Genomic DNA, 19,855 nt, shown 5'->3' with positions numbered 1-19,855 from the left:
AAAGGTAACGCAGCGGAGAAAGTGCACATGACCCAGATTGACTACTTTTTTGCGACACTCTCACCCTATTCCTATCTGGCGGGGATGCGGCTGGAAGAAATCGCGGCGAAACACGGCGCGACGATCAACTATAAACCGCTAGACATTATCGCCCTGTTCGCGCGCACCGGGGGAACCCCTCCGAAAGACCGGCATATCTCTCGTATCGAATACCGCGCACAGGAGTTGCTGCGCCAATCGAAGAATCTGGGGATGGAGTTCAATCTGAAACCGGCGCACTGGCCGACCAACATGGCCCCGTCATCTTATGCGGTTATTGCCGCGATCAAGGACGGTTCGGGCGATGTGGGTAAGCTGTGTCATTCCTTCCTTCGCGCCTGCTGGGCCGAGGAAAAGGATATCGCACAGGACGATGTCATCCGCGAATGTCTGACGCAAGCCGGGTTTGATCCCGGTCTGGCAGACAGCGGCTTGCTGGTTGGGGCAGAAACCTATGCCGCCAACCTCGAGGAAGCCGTGGACCGGGGTGTCTTCGGCGCACCGTTCTATATCACACCCGACGACCAGCGGTTCTGGGGTCAGGACAGGCTGGATGATCTGGACCAGCATCTGGCCGAGATGAACGGGTGACGGTCAGGGCCGCGATGCAATCGGTTTTCGTCAGGCACTTGGGCGAGGGGGAGCGGAAACTGCTCGCCCTCCATTGCACGATCGCACATTCCGGTGCCTGGTCCGGTTTGGCCAGTGCGCTGGATGGCTGTGCGTCCTTTATTGCCCCGGATATGATGTCGCATGGGCGCAGCCCGGATTGGGACGGGCAGGGTGATTTCTTTGACGCAGTGACCAAACCCGCCTTGGCTGAATTGACCGAACCCATGGATGTAATCGGGCATTCCTTTGGGGCCATGATCGCGCTTAGGCTGGCGATCGAACATCCCGACCGCGTGCGCAGCCTGATCCTGATCGAACCCGTGTTTTTTGCAGTTGCAAAACAGGATGCGCCGCTGTTGTTCGAACAGCACGAACGGGACTCCGAGCCGGTCAACGCGGCCTTCGGGTCTGGTGACAAGGTTTTGGCCGCGCGCCTGTTCAACAGGGCGTGGAGCACGAAGATCAGCCCCAAATGGCCTGATCTGCCCGAACGCACGCGGGCAAATATGGTGCGTGGGGTCGACGCGGTTCCGGCTGTGCAGCCTGTGCTCTATGACGATCAGGCAGGTTTGCTTGACCCGGATCGGCTCCGGCGTGCATCGATGCCGACCCTGCTGCTGAGCGGGTCTGAGACGCCGCCGGTGATCCACGCGATTTGCGCAGGGCTGCAACGGCGCCTGTCTGATGCGCGCCATGAACGCATCAACGGCGCAGGGCACATGCTGCCGATTTCACACCCTGATGAAACCGGCGCTTTGCTGCGGGCGTTCTGGCAGGCCAACGCCCCGATAGGCGTTAAAGCAGATTGAGAAACTGATCGACCTCCGCCGCTCCGATGGACCAGTCGCAAACCAGCCTGCACGCGAGGTTTTCGTTTTCATCCTCGCCGTCCAGCTCTGCCCCCCAAAGGTGATAAACCGCGCCGGCCTCATGCAGTTGCTTGTGCTTCGCGCGTGGGAATGAGGCAAAGATCATATTGGCCTGCGGTTCGTGCAAAAATGCGGCCCCCTTGGCGCGCAACCCCTCGGCCAAGCGGGCGCAATTGTCATTGGCCTGACGTGCCATCTTCAGCCACAGGTCGTCTTCCAGATAGGCGGCCATCTGAGCGGACAGATAGCGGTGCTTGGAAAACAGATGCGCCCCGCGTTTGCGCCGCAACTCAAACTCCCAGGCTTTGCTTTCATCAAAGAACACCACCGTCTCGACACCCATCAGACCATTCTTGGTGCCGCCAAAACTGACAGCATCCACACCTGCTTTCCACGTCATATCCGCCGGGGAACAGTTCAGCACAACCAACGCGTTGGTAAAGCGCGCACCGTCCAGATGCACGGGCAGGCCGTACGTCTTGGCGACCCCGCACAGGGCCTGCAACTCTGCCAGCGAATAAACCGATCCGCGCTCGGTTACTTGTGTGATCGACACGGGACCGCGCTGCGGCCCATGTACGCCGCGTGTTTCTTCGCCCAGAATTGACCCGCGCAGCGCCTCAGGGGTCATCTTGTCTCCGCCCGGAACCAGGGTCAGCTTGGCGCCGCTGTAAAATTCCGGCGCGTTGCATTCATCCTCGTGGATATGTGCGACAGGGGAACAGAAGACCGTTTCCCAGGGCTTTGACAATGTTGCAAGGGCCAGCGAATTCGCTGCTGTCCCCGTCGCCACCAGATAGACCGCAGCACCCGGAGCCTCGAATATGCTGCGGATACGGTCGCGCACCTCGTTCATCAGCGTATCCGCGCCATAGGCCATCTGATAGCCCTGATTGACCTGGGCCAGCCTGGCCATGACCTGCGGATGAACCGGCCCGGAATTGTCAGACGCGAAATGCATCAGCTTGGCTCCTCGATTATGTAATCTTCCCACTCTTCCATGGGCGTTTCGAATTCAGACACCGTGCGTCCCTGAACCGAGACCCCGGCAGCGTGCACACTGTCCGCTGTACCAGATATCAACGGGTGCCAGTCGTAAAGCGGTTTGCCTTCCCACAACAACCGATACGCGCAGGTTTGTGGCAACCAATAGGCATGTTCGTCGATATTGTCGGGGGTCATGACGATGCATTCCGGCACGAATTGATGCCGGATGTCGTATTGTACGCAGCGGCAGCTTTCATCATCCAACAAGCGGCACGCGACGCAGGTCAGGGCAACCTCGCCCGTGTCTTCATCTTCCAGCTTGTTTAGGCAGCATTTGCCGCAGCCATCACACAACGCCTCCCACTCGCGCTGGTTCATTTGGCGCAGGGGCTTGCGTTCCCAAAACCGGGCAGGCAGGCCCGTGCGTTCAATCGGATCAACACTCATAGGGCGGTCAGAACACCGCGGGCCTGTTCGCAGTCGGCATCCATCTGCGTGATCAGACTCTCCAGCCCGTCAAATGTCATCTCGGGGCGCAGAAAGTCGATCAGACCCACCGATAGGGTCGCCCCGTACAGATCGCCCGAAAAGTCGAACAGGAAGGTCTCGATATTGGGCACCTGACCGTTAAACATCGGACGCACCCCGATCGAGGCCGCACCGTGATAGCTGCCTTTATGCGGCCCATCCAACACATCCACCAATACGGCGTAGACACCGAACTTTGGCGGGTGCAGCCCTTCGATGGACATGTTCGCGGTGGGAAAGCCCAACTCGCGCCCGCGCTGTTCGCCCCCGATCACTTCGCCTTCGATCCGGTGCCAGTGTCCCAGCATCGCGGCTGCGTCCCGTGGTCGGCCGTCGCTCAGCGCGGTGCGAATGGCGGTTGAGGACACCACGTTTTCCGACCGTTCCATCAAAGGCGCAATCGTCACGTCGAACCCCATGTCCCGCCCGAACTTCACCAGATCCTGCGCTGTGCCGCTGCGGCCCTTGCCAAAGCAGAAATCGGCACCCACGACGACATGCGACAGGCCCAGCCCGTCACAGATCACGTTGCGCGCAAACTCCATTGGCGAAAGACCGGCCAGCGCCGCGTTGAACGGCAGTTCATACAGCTTCTCTACGCCCAGCTTTTCCAGCCGGTGCGCCCGCGCATTACCCCGCATCAGGCGGAACGGAGGCGTGTCCGGCGCAAAATACTCCCGCGGATGCGGCTCGAAGGTCAACACACCCAGCGGCGCCTCCGGCGCAGCCTTTCGGGCCAGTTCAATGACCGACTGATGCCCCAAATGAACGCCGTCGAAATTCCCGATTGCCACGCTGGCGCCGCGATCTTCTGGCTGGACGAACTGGATATCCCGGATGATGTGCATAGACGATTGCGTAGCGGCGCGAGTCAATTTGTTCAAGCGGCAGTTTGAATTCAAAGAATGCGATCCTGTGATTGAGCTCTGAACATTTCAGTTGGCCGGGAAATGGACGAGGCCAATCCAAGTATTTCAGACCAGGCGTCTCCAACCGCTTGATTCAAAAAAAATTCCGGGTTTAGACTGAAAATCCGGTTCTCTGGATTTACAGCGAGCCGGATCAAAGCCCGGCCAGGTTCGAACGAACCCAGCACAGGAGGCAGACCCATGTACCGAATGCGACTGTTCGCGATTCGTCATGCCCGCACTTTCGAGTGGATCTATAAATGTGTCGAACGCGGCATGGTCGCGATGGACCCGCTATTTGCAAAGATCGGATATAACCGCGTCGAACGCCCCATTGCACTGGTTGAGAAGGGCGTTAAAACCCTGTTGTTCGATTGCAAGATGTGCGGGCAATGCGTGTTGTCATCCACCGGAATGTCCTGCCCGATGAACTGCCCAAAGCAATTGCGCAATGGCCCATGTGGCGGCGTACGTCCCGGCGAGTTCTGTGAGGTGAAGCCGGATATGAAATGCGTCTGGGCCCTGGCCTGGAACGGAGCCAGCCGTATGCGGGACGGAGCCGACAAGATAAAAGAAGTTCTTCCGCCGGTGGAGCACACGTTGAAAGGCTCGTCATCCTGGTTGCGGGTCAGTCGCGAAATTGCTGCACACGAGCGCGAGACCCGGGATGCTGCCCGATTGGCGCTGGCCGAGGCATTCCCCGAAGCGCGCGAGAATGAACCCTCTGCGGCACCACTGGCCGCCGAACCACTCAACGCGATCAACCGGGAACTGAAGAAATGAGTGATACCCATCGCAACGAGGTGGAGCCGATTGGCTATGTTCCGGTTCCTCAAGGATATGTGTCGCACAGCCGGTTGGAAAAGGTACTCCGTTCAGGCCGTTTCGCAGTCACTGCCGAGTTGAACCCACCCGACAGTGCCGACCCAGAGGATGTTTTTCAGGCGGCCCAACCGCTTGGCGAAGTGGCTGACGCGATCAATGCAACCGATGCTTCGGGCGCGAACTGCCATATGTCCTCGATTGGGATTTGTGCCTTGCTGACGCGCGCGGGCTATTCTCCGGTCTATCAGATTTCCTGCCGCGACCGGAACCGGATTGCCATTCAGGGCGATGTTCTTGGGGCCGCGGCGTTGGGCGTCAGTAACGTGCTGTGCCTGACCGGCGACGGCGTCGGCGTCGGGGATCAGCCAGGGGCAAAACCGGTATTCGATTTCGATTCCCTGACTCTGTTGCGGACGATCCGTACGATGCGCGATCAGGGAATGTTCCTTTCTGGTCGTAAGATCACGCGCCCGCCGCAACTGTTCCTTGGTGCTGCCGAAAACCCCTGCATACCGCCTTATGACTGGCGACCTGACCGTCTGGCAAAGAAGGTTGAGGCCGGGGCCGAGTATATTCAGACCAATTACATCTACGACATTCCGCTGTTCGAGAAATTCATGGCGCGGGTGCGGGATGCGGGACTGGACAAGAAAGTGTTCATCATCGCGGGTGTTGGCCCCATCGCGTCAGCGCGTGCGGCACGCTGGATGCGCAGCAATGTTCCCGGCATTCACATCCCCGATCAGGTCATCGAGCGAATGGAGAAAGCCGAAAAGCCAGCTGACGAGGGCAAGAAGATCTGTATCGAACTGATCCAGCAGATCCGCGATATCGCGGGGGTGTCCGGTGTTCATGTGATGGCTTACAGGCGCGAACACGTGGTGTCAGAGATCATTCTGGAATCCGGTGCGTTGAAAGGGCGAAAACGCGCCCGCTCTTCCTGAAAATCACAGGCAAAAAAAATAGCGTCCAAACAAAAAAGGCGCCGGTCGGGCGCCTTTTGCATGGATGTGTTCGCCGATCAGTCGAACTTGCGCGACGGGGCCAGTACCATGGCTTCGCCGATCAGAACCTTCTTACCCTCGACAGAGCAATGACAATCCAGTTTGACGCGGCGCTTGGAAAAGTCGATGTCGATGACTTTGACCTCGGCATAAACCATGTCACCGGGGCGCACGGGGGCCAGGAACTTCAGTGACTGCCCCATATAGACCGTGCCATGGCCCGGCAGTTGTTCGCCAATTACCGCCGAGATCAGCCCAGCTGTCAGCATTCCGTGTGCGATGCGCCCTTCGAAGATTGTATCGCGGGCATAATCATCATCCAGATGCACCGGGTTCCGGTCTGTCGAGACCTGCGCGAACATCTCGATATCTTCGTCCGTCACCACTTTACGCAGGTGGCGGGACATGCCCATTTCGATGTCTTCGATACAGATCGTTCCGCGTGGAAGATTGTCCAACATGTTGCCCTCACTCGAAATCGACCGAGAAAGAAAAAACCACTATCCGGCCTAGGTTGGCAACTTTATTACTTCGCAGTTGCAGAAAATCAAGTCTTTTCTTGCTATCTCAATCGACCGATTGTGTAGGTCGGGTTGATCTTTTCCCTTTCGATATAAGCCGTTAGGGATTCGTGATCCGGATGGTGCGACGTTTTTGTCTCAGCCGCCGCCAGCCCGCCCGAAATGAACAGGGAATCAATGCCTTCACCCATGCCCCCCAGAATGTCCGTATGGGGGCCGTCGCCGATCACCAGAATGTCGCTGTCCGGGATATCATGTCCCAGTTCCTGCAACCTGCGGCGCGCCAGATCGTAGATCGGCGGGTGCGGCTTGCCGAAATACAGGCTCTCGCCGCCCATCTCGGTATAGAGCTTGGCCAAAGCGCCGGCACACCATTCGCGCACCTCGCCGCGATCGACAACAATATCGGGGTTTGCGCATAGCAGCTTCATGCCCATCTGCTTGGCATAGAGGAAATCGGGGCGGTTCACGTCCGGGTCAGCCATCGGATCAAAGGGACCACAGCAGACGATCCCCTCGGCCTCTCTCAGCGGGACGCGTTCGATATGGATCGGGTGGTGCAGCAGTTTCAGTGGCTCGAAAAAGCCTGCATCGCGCTGCCATTCTCCCATGAAGTAAACCTTGTGCCCGACAGCGCCACGGAACATCGCCGACCGCGCGGAATCGCCGCTGGTGGCAATGGTGTCATAGGCATCTGCGGGAACATTGAACTGCATCAGTTGCTCGGCCACACCCGCGCGGGGTTTGGGCGAGTTCGTGACTAGCACGACAAGCCCCCCGTCCGCGCGATAGGCTTGAAGGGCTGCGACAGCTTCGGGATAGGCCGTGATCCCGTTGTGAACGCACCCCCACAGATCGACAAACAACGCTTTGTAGCGGGCAGAGATTTCGGACAGCGCGTGAACGATCTGGGTCATATGTGGCCTCAAGCTGAAACTGCACGAGCCTTATGACCGATTGGCAAGGGATTGGCCACCAATCGATCGGTGGCCAGCCTGTATTTCGTCTGTCGGGTATAGGTCTGCTTAAGCGCAATGCCGAAGGCGCAGTTTGAAGACCAGGAACTCGAGGCCCGTTTTGTTCAGAACGACAGACCCCGCGTGTTTCTTCAGACCTTCAGGTTCGGAATGATCTGCTTTTTACGGCTCATGATGCCCGGCAGAACCACAGCGTCGCCATCGACGGATGCGCCAAAGCTTTTCTCGGCAACGGTTTTGACCAGATCGTTGGGCACAAGCAGGGTGGCTTCCTCGTTCAGGATATCGACGACGAACAGCAGCACCTGATCGACACCGTCTTCCTTGGCGACATCCACCATCGAACCGGCCAGACTTGCCTTGCGGTCCAGAATGACGCCCGGCGCAGTGGTTTCCAGAACCGAGACGCGGAATTTGGTGCCATCGACCTCGTATTCCTTACTGTCCATGCGGATCAGTTCGGCATCCGAGAAGGACGAGACATCCGATTTCGCCGCAAACATATCTGCCGCGTAAGCCGAGATATCCAACTCCAGCTCGGCCGCCAGCCGCTCAGCGACCTCGCGGTCATGGGGCGTTGTGGTGGGCGAGCGGAATTCCAGTGTGTCCGACAGGATGCAGGTCAGTGCCGCGCCTTTGATGGCGTCGGGCATCTTGGCGGCATCGTCGCCTATCAGGTCGACCATGATGGTGGCCGTGCAGGCCAGCGGGCGCACGGTGATGTCGATCGGGCCTTTGGTTTCCAGACCACCGACCAGCTTGTGGTGGTCGATGATGGCGCGAATGTCCGCGTCATTGACATTGGCGGGCAGTTCGGCGGGGTTGTTGGTGTCGACGATGACCACCGGAGTGTCCGCGGCCAGATCGTTCAGGATACGTGGCTTGGGCAGATCCCAGTTGTCCAGCATAAACGCCGCTTCGGTGTTGGGCTCGCCCAACAGCACGGGCTCGGCCTGCACGCCTTTGATTTCGTTGAGGTACCACGACCACAGGATCGGCGAGCCTGTGGAATCGGTGTCGGGGGATTTGTGACCAAATACGAGCGTTGTCATGTCAGCGTCCTGCGGAATGGAAATTTGCGCGCCTTATAGGGCGGACAAACGCCCTTGTCACGCCACAGCAGCCCGTCTGCGACGCTTGGTCTGAAAACCGCTGAACCGGGCTAGAATGCGGCGCGTGTCAGCGAGTATCCGGCCTGCTCCAGCTGGTTCAGCAAACCGTGATCGTCACTCAGATGACCTGCGCCGACCGCGATCACCGCCGTCTGATCCGTGATGGCCAGAATATGCTCCATCCACAAGGCATTCCGCTGGACCAGCATCTGCTGCTCGAACCCGTTCCATTCCTCATCGAAGACGTCCCGGCTCAGCCCGGATTCCTCGAACCCCTGCAGGCGGGCGAATTGTATGATCTCGGCGTGCTTTTCTTCCAGATAGCCGTTGGCCATGGTGGCAAGTTGATCGTTGCTTCCCATCATCGCCCCGGACAGGCGCACCAGTGACTCGACCTGCTGTTCCAGCGGGTGGCTGTCGAACATGGCGATCAGGTCGTCGATACGTTCCAGCGAGTATTGCGGAATGCCGTTTTCTGCGGCCAGATCATTCAGGCGGGCGTCCATACCGTAGGTCCCGTTCGGATCTTCCATCATGCAGGGCGGGATGCTCAGCATCATGGTCAAGAACCACGGTCGCATTTTGGCTGCCATCCAGCCGGGAATGCCGCGCTGGTTCAACGCGGTCGAGAATGCGGCCCAGTCTTCATCTCCCATCAGGTCAATCAGGGTCGGCCCGGATGTGATCATTATGGCGCTGAGATTATTGGCCAGATTCTTTTCGAAAGCATCCATGTCAGTCTGGGTGACTTCGAAATAGAATGCGTCAGCCTTGCTCAGGTCCGGAGACAGGCGTTCAACCACCTTTTCCATGCGTTCGTCATACGTGTGCAGGGTGCCAATGATGTGCAGAACCGTATCATCCTTGCGCGCAATCCAGTGGTTGCCTTCCGGAAAGGGGATGTCCGCCACGGCGCGTTGCAACTCGGCTCGCGCGTCATCTGACAGCAGTGGGCGCAGGTCCTGACCATCGCACGCAGCAGCAGCCGTGATCGGGGCCAGTAGAAAAGCAAGAAATGTCAGCAGGCGCATGAACCCATCCGGTGTTGTGTCATCAAGGTGTTCCAGACATAGCCATGCCTGCGACCTATGTTCAAGCAACCCGTCTGGTATTCCTCAACAATCTGCGTAGCATAAGCCCATGAACCGCGAGCAGGACCTCTATCCCCCGATCAAGGCGCTTTTGGAGCGTCAGGGATACACCGTCAAAGGAGAAGTGGGCGCAGCCGATATCGTCGCCATGCGCGAAGACGAGCCGCCTGTGATTGTCGAGCTCAAGCTCAGGTTCACGCTGTCCCTGTTCCATCAGGCGATTACCCGCCTGAAACTCACGGATCAGGTCTATATCGGGGTCAGCAAACCCACCGGGCGCACGGCCCGGCGGGCGCTCAGGGACAATCTGGCGCTGTGCCGCAGGCTTGGTCTGGGTCTGATCACCGTACGCGCCGATGGCACGGTCGAGGTGCAATGCGATCCGGGCCCCTATGCGCCGCGCAAGGACAAGGCCAGGGCAGCGCGGCTGCTGCGCGAGTTCGATCGGCTGGAGGGCGACCCCAATTCCGGGGGCGCAACACGCCATGGGATCGTGACGGCCTACCGTCAGGATGCGCTGAAATGCGCCGCCTTTCTGGCCGAACACGGCCCGGCCAAAGGGGCCGAAGTCGCCAGATCGGTGGGTGTCCCGGTTGCCACCCGGTTGATGCGGGAAAATCACTATGGGTGGTTCGAGAAGGTTGAAAAAGGTGTCTACGCTCTTACGTCTGACGGAACAGATGGCTTGAAACACTGGGCCTACAGCTGGGAACAGTCCGACTAGGCCGTTCTCAAAAAAATCCCAAACACCTTGTTGACTCGGCGTTTTAGACTCCCTAGCTATGCGTCGTTATCACTCACACACACCGAGTGCTAACGCCTCGTCAAACGGCGAGGGGAGGATAAACAAAACTTTGAGCCCAAGGAGCTGCAAAGATGGCATTGAAACCGCTTCATGACCGTGTGCTGGTTCGCCGTACCGAAAGCGATGAAAAAACCGCAGGCGGACTGATCATTCCTGACAGCGCAAAAGAAAAGCCCAGCGAAGGCCAAGTCGTCGCAACCGGCGAAGGCGCGCGCAAGGACAGCGGCGAGCTGATCGCAATGGCGGTCAAGGCTGGCGACAAGATCCTGTTCGGCAAATGGTCGGGCACCGAGGTCCAGGTCGACGGCGAAGAGCTGCTGATGATGAAAGAAAGCGACATCATGGGGATCATCGAGTAAGCCCGCGCTTTCTCTGATCTTCCACTCAACACATTTTCTCAAGGAGAAACGACATGGCTGCAAAGGACGTCAAGTTCGACACCGATGCCCGCAACAAGATGCTGAAAGGCGTCAACATTCTGGCGGATGCTGTCAAAGTGACCCTGGGCCCCAAAGGCCGCAACGTGGTGCTGGACAAATCCTTCGGCGCACCGCGCATCACCAAAGACGGTGTTTCGGTTGCCAAGGAAATCGAACTGGAAGACAAGTTCGAAAACATGGGCGCGCAGATGGTGAAAGAAGTCGCCAGCCGCACCAATGACGAAGCCGGTGATGGCACCACCACCGCGACCGTTCTGGCGCAGGCCATCGTAAAAGAAGGCCTGAAGCAGGTTGCAGCGGGCCTGAACCCGATGGACCTGAAGCGCGGCATCGACCTGGCAACAGCCAAAGTCGTCGAAGGCATCCGTGCTGCTTCGCGTGAAGTCAAAGACTCGGCAGAAGTTGCTCAGGTTGGCACCATCTCGGCCAATGGTGAAGCTGAAATCGGCCAGCAAATCGCAGACGCGATGCAGAAGGTTGGCAACGAAGGCGTCATCACCGTCGAAGAAAACAAAGGTCTGGAAACCGAGACCGATGTTGTTGAAGGTATGCAGTTCGACCGCGGCTACCTGTCGCCTTACTTCGTCACCAACGCAGACAAGATGGTGGCCGAGCTCGACGACTGCATGATCCTGCTGCACGAAAAGAAACTGTCCTCGCTGCAGCCGATGGTTCCGCTGCTCGAGCAGGTGATCCAGTCGCAAAAGCCGCTGCTGATCATTGCAGAAGACGTTGAAGGCGAAGCGCTGGCAACTCTGGTTGTCAACAAACTGCGCGGCGGCCTGAAAATTGCTGCTGTCAAGGCACCGGGCTTCGGCGACCGCCGCAAAGCCATGCTGCAAGACATCGCAATCCTGACCGGTGGTCAGGTGATCAGCGAAGATCTGGGCATGAAGCTTGAGAATGTCACCATGGACATGCTGGGCACCGCCAAGAAAATCGAAATCACCAAAGACGAAACCACTATCGTCGACGGTGCTGGCGAGAAAGCCGAGATCGAAGCACGTGTTGCTCAGATCCGCACCCAGATCGAAGAAACCTCGTCGGATTACGACCGTGAAAAACTGCAGGAACGCGTTGCCAAACTGGCAGGCGGTGTTGCTGTTATCCGCGTCGGCGGCATGACCGAAGTTGAAGTGAAAGAGCGTAAGGACCGTGTGGACGATGCTCTGAACGCAACACGCGCAGCCGTTCAGGAAGGCGTCGTAGTAGGCGGTGGTGTTGCTCTGGTTCAGGCCGGTAAAGCACTGGAATCGCTGAAAGGCGCAAACGCTGATCAGGACGCAGGCATCAACATCGTGCGTAAAGCCATCGAAGCGCCGCTGCGCCAGATCGCTGAAAACGCAGGCGTTGACGGTGCGGTTGTTGCAGGCAAAGTGCGCGAATCTTCGGATCCGTCCTTTGGTTTCAACGCTCAGACCGAAGAATATGGCGACATGTTCTCGTTCGGCGTGATCGACCCGGCCAAAGTTGTCCGTACTGCTCTGGAAGACGCGGCATCTGTTGCCGGCCTGCTGGTCACCACCGAAGCGATGGTTGCAGACAAGCCGCAAAAAGATGCGCCTGCTGGTGGCGGCATGCCCGACATGGGCGGCATGGGCGGCATGATGTAAGCACGTCAAATTCGCCTAAGCGAATTCTGACGACCCCTGACAGGCGTTTGGCTGCAAGGTCAAGCTGTCGAGAGGGGAAACCAAAGTGCTCATGGACGGGGTCGCCTTTTGGCGGCCTCGTTTCGTTCCTGATAGCCGCAATACGGCCATGCCTCCGGCGGGAGTATTTTGGAAAAGGTGAAGGCTGGGCCGCGTGTGCCCGAATTGTGAGTGTCCAACCCGCCGCCAAGTCGGTATGTGGTTGAAATGCGACTGTTCCTTCTGACCGCCCTGACCATGTGCGCCTTTGCGGCGAACTCCATTTTGAACCGGCTGGCTATCGACAGCGGGTCCAGTGATCCCGCGGGGTTTGCCATTATCCGGGTTCTGACGGGGGCGCTGGTTCTGGCCGCACTGGTGCTGCTGCGCAGTGGACATTTGCCCCTGCGCAACCGCAGGCGGTTTATCGGGGCCGGGTCGCTTTCCCTGTATATGATCGGGTTTTCCATTGCCTATCTGACGTTGGATGCGGGGCTGGGCGCGCTTATCCTGTTTGCCGTTGTGCAGATCACCATGTTCGCCGCCACCGCCCTTACCGGAGCCAAACCCACCCGGCGACAGTTGGCCGGGGCAGCGATTGCACTGGGTGGTCTGGCCTGTGTCCTGTGGCCCACAGGAACAGTGCGGGCCGATCCGACCGGAACCGTTTTGATGATTGCAGCCGGGATCGGCTGGGCAGCCTATTCACTGGCCGGGCGGTCCGAGCCTGACGCATTGCAAGGCACGGCAGCGAATTTCATCGTCGCGCTGCCGGTAACCGCGCTGGCCCTGATGGCCACAGGGGCAGAGTGGCACATGACCGGAATGGGCTATCTCCTCGCGGTCCTTTCGGGTGGCGTAACATCTGGTCTGGGATACGCCTTGTGGTATCGCGTCCTGCCCCGGCTGGCACCTTCGACGGCGGCAGTCGTTCAGCTCAGCGTGCCGGTGATCGCGATTGCGGGCGGCGTGGTGCTGTTGGGGGAAAGCGCGGGTGTGCGGCTGCTTGTTGGTGCGGCACTGGTTTTGGGCGGTATCGCGCTGGCTGTCCTGCGACGTCAACGCGGGAAGGGCTTTTAACGCAGGTGCACAGGCTTTATCTGGCGGGTATGAGAATTCTGATCGCCCTGCTTTGTTGTCTATTTCCCGCCGTGGCCAACGCGAAATGCGTTGTCCTGCTGCACGGTCTTGCCCGGACCGAGGCGTCGTTCAGCGTGATGGAACAACTGTTCAAAGCGAATGGCTATTCCGTGGTGCGCCCCGGTTACCCTTCGACCGAAATCGGTATCCCCGAACTGGCCGAACAAACCATCCCGCAAGCGTTTGCAGCCTGCGGCACTGATACCGTCAATGTTGTCGCGCATTCCATGGGCGGCATCCTGTTGCGATACTGGTTGCAGGACCACAGCCCTGAAAACATGGGCCGTGTCGTCATGCTGGGGCCACCCAATCAGGGTAGCCAGCTGGTCGATGAACTCAGCGCATGGGAGGTGTTCGGATACCTGAACGGCCCGGCCGGACTGCAACTGGGCACGGGCCCGGATGGAATTCCCAGCCGCCTGCCGCCTGTGGATTTCGAACTGGGTGTTATCGCAGGTGACCAGTCCCTGAACCTTGTGTTTTCGTCTCTGATCGACGGTCCTGACGATGGCAAGGTGTCGGTCGAGTCCACCAAGGTCGAAGGCATGGCCGATCATCTTGTCTTGCCGGTGACACACACCTTCATGATGAACAACCCGCAGGTCATGGCGCAGGTGCTGCACTTCATTGAGTTTGGCCGGTTTGATCCGCAGATCACTTGGCTGGACGGTGTGATGGACGTAATAGACGAGATCTGTATCGGGCAAAACTGCTCGGAACCGGGGGCGGAGCCATCAGAATGACCGCATTGGAACTGACATTGACCGGTGCAGAGGTTCTGTTGCCGGGTGAAGGACTGTTACACGCAGACCTCTCTATTGCGGATGGGGTGGTTCAGAACAACGTGGCCGGGCGGCGGATTGATCTGACCGGGTATCTTGTTCTTCCTGGCATTGTCGATTTGCACGGCGATGGGTTCGAACGCCATATCGCCCCACGTCGCGGCGCGATGAAGCAGATGAACGAGGGCATTCTGTCGGTCGAGGCTGAACTGGCTGCCAACGGCATTACCACAGCCGTGCTGGCACAGTTTTACAGCTGGGAAGGCGGCGTGCGCGGCCCGGACTTTGCCGCGCAGGTGTTTACGGCCATCGCAGCGGTCAAGGGCAGCACGGTCACCGATCTGATCCCGCAATTGCGGTTCGAGACCAATATGATCGCGGATTACGACGGGCTGGCCCGTCGCATCGCCGACTGGCAGGTGCCATACGTGGTCTTCAATGATCACCTGCCGCATGATCGTTTGGCGCAGGGCAAGAAACCACCGCGCCTGACCGGGCAGGCATTGAAGGCCGGGCGCAACCCTGAGGCGCATTTTGCGATGCTGCTCGACATGCACGCCCGCAAGGCTGAGGTTCCGGCGGCGCTAGAAGCGCTCTGTTCGGACCTTGCGGACATGGGCGTGCGTCTGGGCAGCCACGATGACGCAACTGCCGAGGCGCGCGCTTGGTGGCGTCGCCAAGGGGTGCGCATTGCCGAGTTCCCCGAAACGCTTGAAGCCGCCGAGGCGGCGCGCGCTGCCGGGGATTACGTCATTCTCGGTTCGCCCAATGTGGTCCGCGGTGGCTCGCATAAGGGCAACGCCAGCGCGGTAGAGCTGATCGCCATGGGGCTCTGTGATGCCCTGGCCTCGGATTACCATTATCCCAGTCCACGCCGCGCGGCGCTGATGCTGGCCAAAACCGGGCTGCTGGATCTGGCCGGTGCCTGGGAGCTGATCTCGTCCGGCCCCGCGCGGGTGCTGGACTTGCCGGACCGGGGCACGCTTGCCGCGGGCAAACGCGCCGATCTGGTAATCCTTGAAGCAACTACTCACCGGGTCGCCGCGACATTGGCGGGCGGGCGCGTCAGCTATATGTCTGGGGATATCGCAACCCGCTTTGTGGGTTAAAACCAGGCCAGCTTCACCTTTTTCCAAATACTCTCGCCGAAGGCATCGCGCCGTAGCGCGATATTCTACCGCTTGATCCGGTTGAAATGTCCCATCTTGCGACCGGCCTTGACCTCGGCCTTGCCGTAAAGATGCAGCGCGATGTCCCGTTCGCGCGCCAGCTCAGGCACGCGGTCCATATCGTCGCCGATCAGGTTCTCCATCACCACATCCGAGTGGCGCTGCCCGTCGCCCAACGGCCAACCCGCCACCGCGCGGATGTGCTGTTCGAACTGATCCACGGCGCAGCCGTTCTGCGTCCAGTGGCCCGAGTTATGCACGCGCGGCGCGATCTCGTTCACGATCAGTCCGCCGGGTGTCACGAACAGCTCAACCCCCATGACACCGACATATTCCAGAGCGTTCAGGATATTGGCCGCCAGCAGGATGGCATCGGTGCGCTGGGCGGGGGACAGTCGGGCAGGGATGGTGGTGGTGTGCAGGATACCGTCGCGGTGTACATTCTCACCCGGATCGAAACAGGCCACCTGACCGTCCAGCGCGCGCGCTGCAATGATCGAAACTTCGTGCGAGAAATCAACGAACCCCTCCAGAAGAGCAGGCGCACCAGCCATATCGGCCAGCGCGGCCTCGGTATCCCCGGGGTTGCGCAATCTGGCCTGCCCTTTGCCGTCATAACCAAAGCGGCGGGTCTTCAGGATCGCAGGCGTGCCGATTTCTTCGATGGCCGCAGTCAGGCTATCCAGATCGGTGATATCTGCAAACGGGGCCGTTTTCAGGCCAAGCCCCTGCAAAAACGTCTTCTCGGTCAGACGGTCCTGACTGACCCTCAGTGCCTCACGCCCGGGACGAATGGGGCGATGGGCTTCCAGAATATCCAGCGCCTCGGTCGGGATGTTCTCGAACTCATAGGTGATGACGTCCACCGCATCCGCAAAAGCCGTCAGGGCGTCGACATCGTCATAGGCCGCTGTCGTTACCCGATCCGCAACCTGCCCGGCAGGCGGGTTTGCGCCCGGCTCGTAGATGTGGCTGACAAACCCCAGCCGAGAGGCCGCCACCGACAGCATCCGGCCCAGCTGGCCGCCACCCAGAATCCCGATCACCGCACCTTGGGCGAGCATGTCCGCCATCGTCAATTCTCCAAACGTTTTCCAATTGCGCCAAGCGCCGCTCTCAGCGCCTCATGCGCGCCTTGTTCGATCAGGGTGCCCGTCATCTGCAGGCTCAAAGTACCTTCCGTCGCCAAAGCGTCGCGCTCCTGTGCCAACCGCCCGGCTGTGCCTTTCTCCATCGCGGCGAGAAAACCCGCCATCAACTGCGTGGTATAGAACTCGGCCCCGTCCGCATCGCCGGTCACGTCACCCAGCCATTCGGCTCCGGTGGCCATCAGATCCAGAATGCCGGGAACCATGGCGCAAATGGCAAAATGCGCGTTCAGCGCCATCTCATCCGCAACCTTGACCACGGAGTTTTCCGGCTCAAACAGCTCGGCCAGCAAGCGGTCTTTGCCGAACGCCGCCATCGGGCAGCCACCGGACTGCAAGAACCCCAGCGGGATGGTCTGCACGAAATCCGAGGCTGGGGCGCAAAGCTTGGCCAGATCCTCGGCGGAAACGGCCGCCATAACTGACACGACCTGCTGATCGGCGCGAAAGGTCAGGGGGGCCAGAACCTCGGCCGCGATATGCGGGCGCAGACACAGAAACACGATGTCCGAGGCGTCAATCACCGCCTGCGGTGGCGAAACGGCAACGCCCAGTTCGGCCTTCAGGGCGGCCGAGACCTCGGCGTTGCGTTCTGTCACGCTGATCTCATGCCCTTTGACGGCCATCAGCCGCGCAATCGGCGCGGCGATATGCCCGGTACCGATAAACCCGATCCGGCTCATCCCTGCGGTTCCTCGGGGATCGAGGCGGACAAGGCCTCGCGCCAGGCATCCAGCCGCGCGGCCAGGGCCTCATCCTGCAAGGCCAGAATGCCCGCGGCCATCAGGCCCGCATTGGCCCCGCCAGCCGACCCGATTGCCATGGTCGCCACCGGAAAGCCTTTGGGCATCTGCACAATGGAGTACAGCGAATCCACCCCCGACAGGGCCCGCGTCTGCACAGGCACGCCAATCACCGGTACGCGTGTTTTCGAGGCCATCATGCCCGGCAGATGTGCCGCTCCGCCAGCGCCCGCGATGATCACCTGCAACCCGCGTGACACGGCGGTCTTGCCATAGTCCCACAACCGGTCCGGGGTGCGATGGGCCGAAACGATACGCGCCTCATAAGCGATGCCCAGTTCATCCAGAATATCTGCGGCTTCCTTCATCGTGGGCCAGTCCGACTGGCTGCCCATGATGATCCCCACTGTCACATCGCTCATCCGCTTATGTCCCCGCGCTCAGAAAGAGCGCGCACTATAGCCAAATCCGCTTTTGTGGCAATGCGGTACAGGGCGTTCAGGCAATGATATCGGGGGTCAGGCGGTCTTCTATCAGGCGGATGAAGTCTTTCAGGCGCAGTTTTTCCTTTTTCAGGCGCCGAAGGGTCAACTGATCAGCCGTTCCTTTTTCATGCAACGCCTCGATCGCCTCATCAAGGTCGCGGTGCTGGCGGCGGAAAACCTCCAATTCAACCCGCAGAACTTCATCGGTTTTCATCGAAAGGTCGGTGGGCGCGTTCATTGGCGACTCGGGCTTGTTGTGGTGCTTGCCCAACAAGATAGTGTGTCAGACGTTATCGCGCCAGACCTTGTGGACATCCTGGTTTCTTCCCATATTCTATAACAAGCGGTTGCCGGAACGGGACCGCGCACCACGTCGCTTTGACAATAAAGGACGAAAATACGTGTCGAAACTTACTCTTGGCTCATACCCGCATCTTTTGGGGTTCGAGCAGCTGGAACGCCTTCTGGAACGGTCTGCAAAGGCCGGTAATGAAGGATACCCTCCCTATAACATCGAACAGACCTCGGACTTTTCCTACCGCATCACCCTTGCGGTGGCTGGGTTCGCCGAAGAGGATCTGTCGATCATAATCGAGGATCGCCAACTGGTGATCCGGGGCCGTCAGCGCGACGACAGCGAGGGGCGCATCTTCCTGCACCGTGGCATCGCGGCGCGTCAGTTTCAGCGCATGTTCGTGCTGGCCGACGGGGTCGAGGTGGGCGAGGCGATCATGGAAAACGGTCTGCTGCATGTGGATCTGACCCGCGCTATGCCGGAAACCGTGGTTCAGACAATCAACATACGGAAGGGGTAAGAGCAATGAATACACCGATTGAAATCAACACCGAAGGCGATCGTATCGTCTATGTGAAAACAGTCGACGTTGCCGATCTGCCGCGTGATCTGCGCGATCAGGCAGGTGATCTGGATCACCTTTATGCCGTGCACGATTCCGATGGGCAGCAACTGGCACTTGTGGCCGACCGCAAGCTGGCCTTCGTTCTGGCCCGTCAGCACGACCTTTCACCTGTGGCCGTTCACTGAACGGCCCCTTAGCCCGGCTGGGCTGAAACGTTCCCCGCAGCACACGCGCATCGGCGAAACTGCCGCTATTAACCTGTAACGGAGCCGACTGCATGAGCTGGTTTGAATTCGACTGGGTAGACGCCTTCACCAATAGTGCATTTGGCGGCAACGGTTGTGCCGTGGTCCATGGCGGCGCGGGTCTGTCGGCCGAGGTCTGCATGGCCTATGTGCGCGAAACCTCTCTGGTCGAATGCACATTCACCGGCCCGTCCGACGTGGCCGACATCCGCGTCCGTTATTTTCTGGCCAGTCGTGAAATTCCCTTTGCCGGTCATCCGACGATTGCCACCGTAGCGGCGACGCGGTCGCGCGGCATGATCTCCGGTGATAACCTGACGCTGGAAACCGGCGCTGGCATCGTTTCGATCGGTTTGCAGGGCGAACAGATTGAAATGACGCAGGTCGCCCCGCAATTTGGTGCGCATGTGCCAGCCGATCTGGTGGCAAAGGCGATCAGCCTGCCGCAAGAAGCCATCATCTCGCCACCCCGGATGGTTTCAACCGGCTTGCCCTTCTGTATTACCGTTCTGCGCGATCACGACGCTTTGCGCGCGGCCCGCCTGTCCGAGGACGCGCTGCGCAAAGTGGCTGCGACGGCAGGGTATTCCGGCTCGGACATGGCCGAGCCCTTTCTTGTGACGCTCAAAGGGGCCACCGACGCGGGCGATACGTTCTCGCGCTTGCTTATGGCTCCGCCCAGCCCGCCCGAAGATCCGTTTACCGGGTCTGCCACCGGGGCCATGGCGGCTTATCTGTGGAAATATGGGCTGATGACCAAAGACAGTTTCGTTGCGGAACAGGGTCACGATATGGGTCGCCCCGGCCAGGCCGTTGTCACGCGCGTTGGCCCCACCGACGCGATGACGGGAATCAAGGTGGCCGGTCAGGGGCATATCCTGATGCGCGGGCAGGTCGACCTGCCAGAGACCGCGCAATAAACGAACCGGCTCAC

24 protein-coding genes are annotated in these 19,855 nt (G+C 59.5%); 13 read left to right on the top strand and 11 right to left on the bottom strand.

The genetic code is table 11. The features are described 5' to 3' along the window. The first annotated feature begins 27 nt into the window (after window positions 1-27). Both I9188_RS07650 and I9188_RS07645 read left to right on the top strand, forming a co-directional pair. Window positions 28-630, top strand: coding sequence for a 2-hydroxychromene-2-carboxylate isomerase (locus I9188_RS07650; RefSeq protein ID WP_209504797.1), 603 nt, complete (start codon window positions 28-30; stop codon window positions 628-630). A 14-nt stretch (window positions 631-644) separates the two neighbouring features. Next, complete coding sequence (locus I9188_RS07645; RefSeq protein WP_209504935.1) at window positions 645-1,460, top strand: alpha/beta hydrolase; 816 nt, start codon at window positions 645-647, stop codon at window positions 1,458-1,460. Here the strand turns inward: I9188_RS07645 and I9188_RS07640 are convergent. The 3 genes from I9188_RS07640 to I9188_RS07630 are packed head-to-tail and all read right to left on the bottom strand — an operon-like array spanning window position 1,447 to window position 3,883. After that, complete coding sequence (locus I9188_RS07640) at window positions 1,447-2,481, bottom strand: beta-eliminating lyase-related protein (RefSeq protein ID WP_209504796.1); 1,035 nt, start codon at window positions 2,479-2,481, stop codon at window positions 1,447-1,449. The genes I9188_RS07645 and I9188_RS07640 overlap by 14 nt on opposite strands. Beyond that, a complete protein-coding gene (locus I9188_RS07635) occupies window positions 2,481-2,954 on the bottom strand; it encodes a YcgN family cysteine cluster protein (protein ID WP_209504795.1) in 474 nt (157 codons plus the stop codon). Before I9188_RS07635 ends, I9188_RS07640 begins: the two co-directional genes overlap by 1 nt. Further along, window positions 2,951-3,883, bottom strand: a complete 933-nt coding sequence (locus I9188_RS07630; protein WP_209504794.1) for a bifunctional riboflavin kinase/FAD synthetase — start codon at window positions 3,881-3,883, stop codon at window positions 2,951-2,953. Before I9188_RS07630 ends, I9188_RS07635 begins: the two co-directional genes overlap by 4 nt. Window positions 3,884-4,144: 261 nt before the next feature. Here I9188_RS07630 and I9188_RS07625 point away from each other — a divergent pair, with 261 nt between their 5' ends. Then, a complete protein-coding gene (locus I9188_RS07625) occupies window positions 4,145-4,726 on the top strand; it encodes a methylenetetrahydrofolate reductase C-terminal domain-containing protein (protein ID WP_209504793.1) in 582 nt (193 codons plus the stop codon). Further along, window positions 4,723-5,712, top strand: coding sequence for a methylenetetrahydrofolate reductase (locus tag I9188_RS07620; protein ID WP_209504792.1), 990 nt, complete (start codon window positions 4,723-4,725; stop codon window positions 5,710-5,712). The genes I9188_RS07625 and I9188_RS07620 overlap by 4 nt, the downstream gene beginning before the upstream one ends. A 77-nt stretch (window positions 5,713-5,789) precedes the next feature. On the opposite strand, the gene I9188_RS07615 is transcribed toward I9188_RS07620, so the two are convergent. The 4 genes from I9188_RS07615 to I9188_RS07600 all read right to left on the bottom strand — a co-directional run bounded on the left by I9188_RS07615 (window position 5,790) and on the right by I9188_RS07600 (window position 9,413). Next, window positions 5,790-6,233: a MaoC family dehydratase gene (locus I9188_RS07615; RefSeq protein ID WP_209504791.1), complete on the bottom strand. Its 444-nt coding sequence runs from the start codon at window positions 6,231-6,233 to the stop codon at window positions 5,790-5,792. Window positions 6,234-6,334: 101 nt separating this feature from the next. Beyond that, window positions 6,335-7,210: a TIGR01459 family HAD-type hydrolase gene (locus I9188_RS07610; RefSeq protein WP_209504790.1), complete on the bottom strand. Its 876-nt coding sequence runs from the start codon at window positions 7,208-7,210 to the stop codon at window positions 6,335-6,337. A gap of 191 nt (window positions 7,211-7,401) precedes the next feature. Next, window positions 7,402-8,322 (bottom strand): manganese-dependent inorganic pyrophosphatase, encoded by a 921-nt coding sequence (locus I9188_RS07605; protein WP_209504789.1) that lies wholly within the window; start codon window positions 8,320-8,322, stop codon window positions 7,402-7,404. A gap of 110 nt (window positions 8,323-8,432) precedes the next feature. Beyond that, window positions 8,433-9,413: a TraB/GumN family protein gene (locus I9188_RS07600; protein ID WP_209504788.1), complete on the bottom strand. Its 981-nt coding sequence runs from the start codon at window positions 9,411-9,413 to the stop codon at window positions 8,433-8,435. Window positions 9,414-9,522: 109 nt separating this feature from the next. Here I9188_RS07600 and I9188_RS07595 point away from each other — a divergent pair, with 109 nt between their 5' ends. The 6 genes from I9188_RS07595 to I9188_RS07570 all read left to right on the top strand — a co-directional run bounded on the left by I9188_RS07595 (window position 9,523) and on the right by I9188_RS07570 (window position 15,380). Then, the gene (locus tag I9188_RS07595; protein WP_209504787.1) at window positions 9,523-10,197 is read left to right on the top strand and encodes a DUF2161 family putative PD-(D/E)XK-type phosphodiesterase; all 675 of its coding nucleotides are present in this window, start codon (window positions 9,523-9,525) and stop codon (window positions 10,195-10,197) included. A gap of 152 nt (window positions 10,198-10,349) precedes the next feature. Next, entirely contained in the window at window positions 10,350-10,637 is a 288-nt protein-coding gene (groES, locus tag I9188_RS07590) for a co-chaperone GroES (RefSeq protein ID WP_209504786.1), read from the top strand. 53 nt (window positions 10,638-10,690) lie between these two features. After that, on the top strand, window positions 10,691-12,331 hold the full coding sequence (gene groL, locus I9188_RS07585; protein WP_209504785.1) for a chaperonin GroEL: 1,641 nt from the start codon (window positions 10,691-10,693) through the stop codon (window positions 12,329-12,331). Between the two features lie 246 nt (window positions 12,332-12,577). Next, window positions 12,578-13,429 (top strand): DMT family transporter, encoded by an 852-nt coding sequence (locus tag I9188_RS07580; protein WP_209504784.1) that lies wholly within the window; start codon window positions 12,578-12,580, stop codon window positions 13,427-13,429. A gap of 29 nt (window positions 13,430-13,458) precedes the next feature. Next, entirely contained in the window at window positions 13,459-14,232 is a 774-nt protein-coding gene (locus tag I9188_RS07575; RefSeq protein WP_209504783.1) for an alpha/beta fold hydrolase, read from the top strand. Beyond that, window positions 14,229-15,380, top strand: coding sequence for an alpha-D-ribose 1-methylphosphonate 5-triphosphate diphosphatase (locus I9188_RS07570; RefSeq protein ID WP_209504782.1), 1,152 nt, complete (start codon window positions 14,229-14,231; stop codon window positions 15,378-15,380). The genes I9188_RS07575 and I9188_RS07570 overlap by 4 nt, the downstream gene beginning before the upstream one ends. 65 nt (window positions 15,381-15,445) lie before the next feature. On the opposite strand, the gene I9188_RS07565 is transcribed toward I9188_RS07570, so the two are convergent. The 4 genes from I9188_RS07565 to I9188_RS07550 form a co-directional block, all read right to left on the bottom strand. Next, on the bottom strand, window positions 15,446-16,513 hold the full coding sequence (locus tag I9188_RS07565) for a 5-(carboxyamino)imidazole ribonucleotide synthase (protein ID WP_209504781.1): 1,068 nt from the start codon (window positions 16,511-16,513) through the stop codon (window positions 15,446-15,448). A 2-nt stretch (window positions 16,514-16,515) separates the two neighbouring features. Beyond that, entirely contained in the window at window positions 16,516-17,271 is a 756-nt protein-coding gene (locus I9188_RS07560; RefSeq protein ID WP_209504780.1) for an NAD(P)-binding domain-containing protein, read from the bottom strand. Then, complete coding sequence (purE, locus tag I9188_RS07555; RefSeq protein ID WP_209504779.1) at window positions 17,268-17,753, bottom strand: 5-(carboxyamino)imidazole ribonucleotide mutase; 486 nt, start codon at window positions 17,751-17,753, stop codon at window positions 17,268-17,270. The genes I9188_RS07560 and purE overlap by 4 nt, the downstream gene beginning before the upstream one ends. 76 nt (window positions 17,754-17,829) lie before the next feature. Then, a complete protein-coding gene (locus I9188_RS07550; protein WP_209504778.1) occupies window positions 17,830-18,054 on the bottom strand; it encodes a DUF465 domain-containing protein in 225 nt (74 codons plus the stop codon). A 163-nt stretch (window positions 18,055-18,217) separates the two neighbouring features. Between I9188_RS07550 and I9188_RS07545 the strand changes: the two genes are divergently transcribed. The 3 genes from I9188_RS07545 (at window position 18,218) to I9188_RS07535 (ending at window position 19,841) form a co-directional block, all read left to right on the top strand. Then, on the top strand, window positions 18,218-18,631 hold the full coding sequence (locus I9188_RS07545; RefSeq protein WP_209504777.1) for an Hsp20 family protein: 414 nt from the start codon (window positions 18,218-18,220) through the stop codon (window positions 18,629-18,631). Window positions 18,632-18,636: 5 nt separating this feature from the next. Then, window positions 18,637-18,861 (top strand): DUF1150 family protein, encoded by a 225-nt coding sequence (locus I9188_RS07540; RefSeq protein ID WP_209504776.1) that lies wholly within the window; start codon window positions 18,637-18,639, stop codon window positions 18,859-18,861. Between the two features lie 92 nt (window positions 18,862-18,953). Next, window positions 18,954-19,841 carry a PhzF family phenazine biosynthesis protein gene (locus I9188_RS07535; protein ID WP_209599581.1) on the top strand — a complete coding sequence of 296 codons (888 nt, stop codon included), beginning with the start codon at window positions 18,954-18,956 and terminating at the stop codon, window positions 19,839-19,841. Window positions 19,842-19,855 lie beyond the last annotated feature (14 nt).

Source organism: Ruegeria sp. HKCCSA071 (genome assembly GCF_017872555.1).
GTDB lineage: Bacteria > Pseudomonadota > Alphaproteobacteria > Rhodobacterales > Rhodobacteraceae > Ruegeria.
Note: the sequence above shows the minus strand (reverse complement) of the source record. Positions and strands in the feature narration are given on the sequence as shown.

Coding starts and splice junctions, on each gene's coding strand:
- I9188_RS07650 (WP_209504797.1), top strand. CDS start 28: ATGACCCAGATTGACTACTTTTTTGCGACACTCTCACCCTATTCCTAT.
- I9188_RS07645 (WP_209504935.1), top strand. CDS start 645: ATGCAATCGGTTTTCGTCAGGCACTTGGGCGAGGGGGAGCGGAAACTG.
- I9188_RS07640 (WP_209504796.1), bottom strand. CDS start 2,481: ATGCATTTCGCGTCTGACAATTCCGGGCCGGTTCATCCGCAGGTCATG.
- I9188_RS07635 (WP_209504795.1), bottom strand. CDS start 2,954: ATGAGTGTTGATCCGATTGAACGCACGGGCCTGCCTGCCCGGTTTTGG.
- I9188_RS07630 (WP_209504794.1), bottom strand. CDS start 3,883: ATGCACATCATCCGGGATATCCAGTTCGTCCAGCCAGAAGATCGCGGC.
- I9188_RS07625 (WP_209504793.1), top strand. CDS start 4,145: ATGTACCGAATGCGACTGTTCGCGATTCGTCATGCCCGCACTTTCGAG.
- I9188_RS07620 (WP_209504792.1), top strand. CDS start 4,723: ATGAGTGATACCCATCGCAACGAGGTGGAGCCGATTGGCTATGTTCCG.
- I9188_RS07615 (WP_209504791.1), bottom strand. CDS start 6,233: ATGTTGGACAATCTTCCACGCGGAACGATCTGTATCGAAGACATCGAA.
- I9188_RS07610 (WP_209504790.1), bottom strand. CDS start 7,210: ATGACCCAGATCGTTCACGCGCTGTCCGAAATCTCTGCCCGCTACAAA.
- I9188_RS07605 (WP_209504789.1), bottom strand. CDS start 8,322: ATGACAACGCTCGTATTTGGTCACAAATCCCCCGACACCGATTCCACA.
- I9188_RS07600 (WP_209504788.1), bottom strand. CDS start 9,413: ATGCGCCTGCTGACATTTCTTGCTTTTCTACTGGCCCCGATCACGGCT.
- I9188_RS07595 (WP_209504787.1), top strand. CDS start 9,523: ATGAACCGCGAGCAGGACCTCTATCCCCCGATCAAGGCGCTTTTGGAG.
- groES (WP_209504786.1), top strand. CDS start 10,350: ATGGCATTGAAACCGCTTCATGACCGTGTGCTGGTTCGCCGTACCGAA.
- groL (WP_209504785.1), top strand. CDS start 10,691: ATGGCTGCAAAGGACGTCAAGTTCGACACCGATGCCCGCAACAAGATG.
- I9188_RS07580 (WP_209504784.1), top strand. CDS start 12,578: ATGCGACTGTTCCTTCTGACCGCCCTGACCATGTGCGCCTTTGCGGCG.
- I9188_RS07575 (WP_209504783.1), top strand. CDS start 13,459: ATGAGAATTCTGATCGCCCTGCTTTGTTGTCTATTTCCCGCCGTGGCC.
- I9188_RS07570 (WP_209504782.1), top strand. CDS start 14,229: ATGACCGCATTGGAACTGACATTGACCGGTGCAGAGGTTCTGTTGCCG.
- I9188_RS07565 (WP_209504781.1), bottom strand. CDS start 16,513: ATGGCGGACATGCTCGCCCAAGGTGCGGTGATCGGGATTCTGGGTGGC.
- I9188_RS07560 (WP_209504780.1), bottom strand. CDS start 17,271: ATGAGCCGGATCGGGTTTATCGGTACCGGGCATATCGCCGCGCCGATT.
- purE (WP_209504779.1), bottom strand. CDS start 17,753: ATGAGCGATGTGACAGTGGGGATCATCATGGGCAGCCAGTCGGACTGG.
- I9188_RS07550 (WP_209504778.1), bottom strand. CDS start 18,054: ATGAACGCGCCCACCGACCTTTCGATGAAAACCGATGAAGTTCTGCGG.
- I9188_RS07540 (WP_209504776.1), top strand. CDS start 18,637: ATGAATACACCGATTGAAATCAACACCGAAGGCGATCGTATCGTCTAT.
- I9188_RS07535 (WP_209599581.1), top strand. CDS start 18,954: ATGAGCTGGTTTGAATTCGACTGGGTAGACGCCTTCACCAATAGTGCA.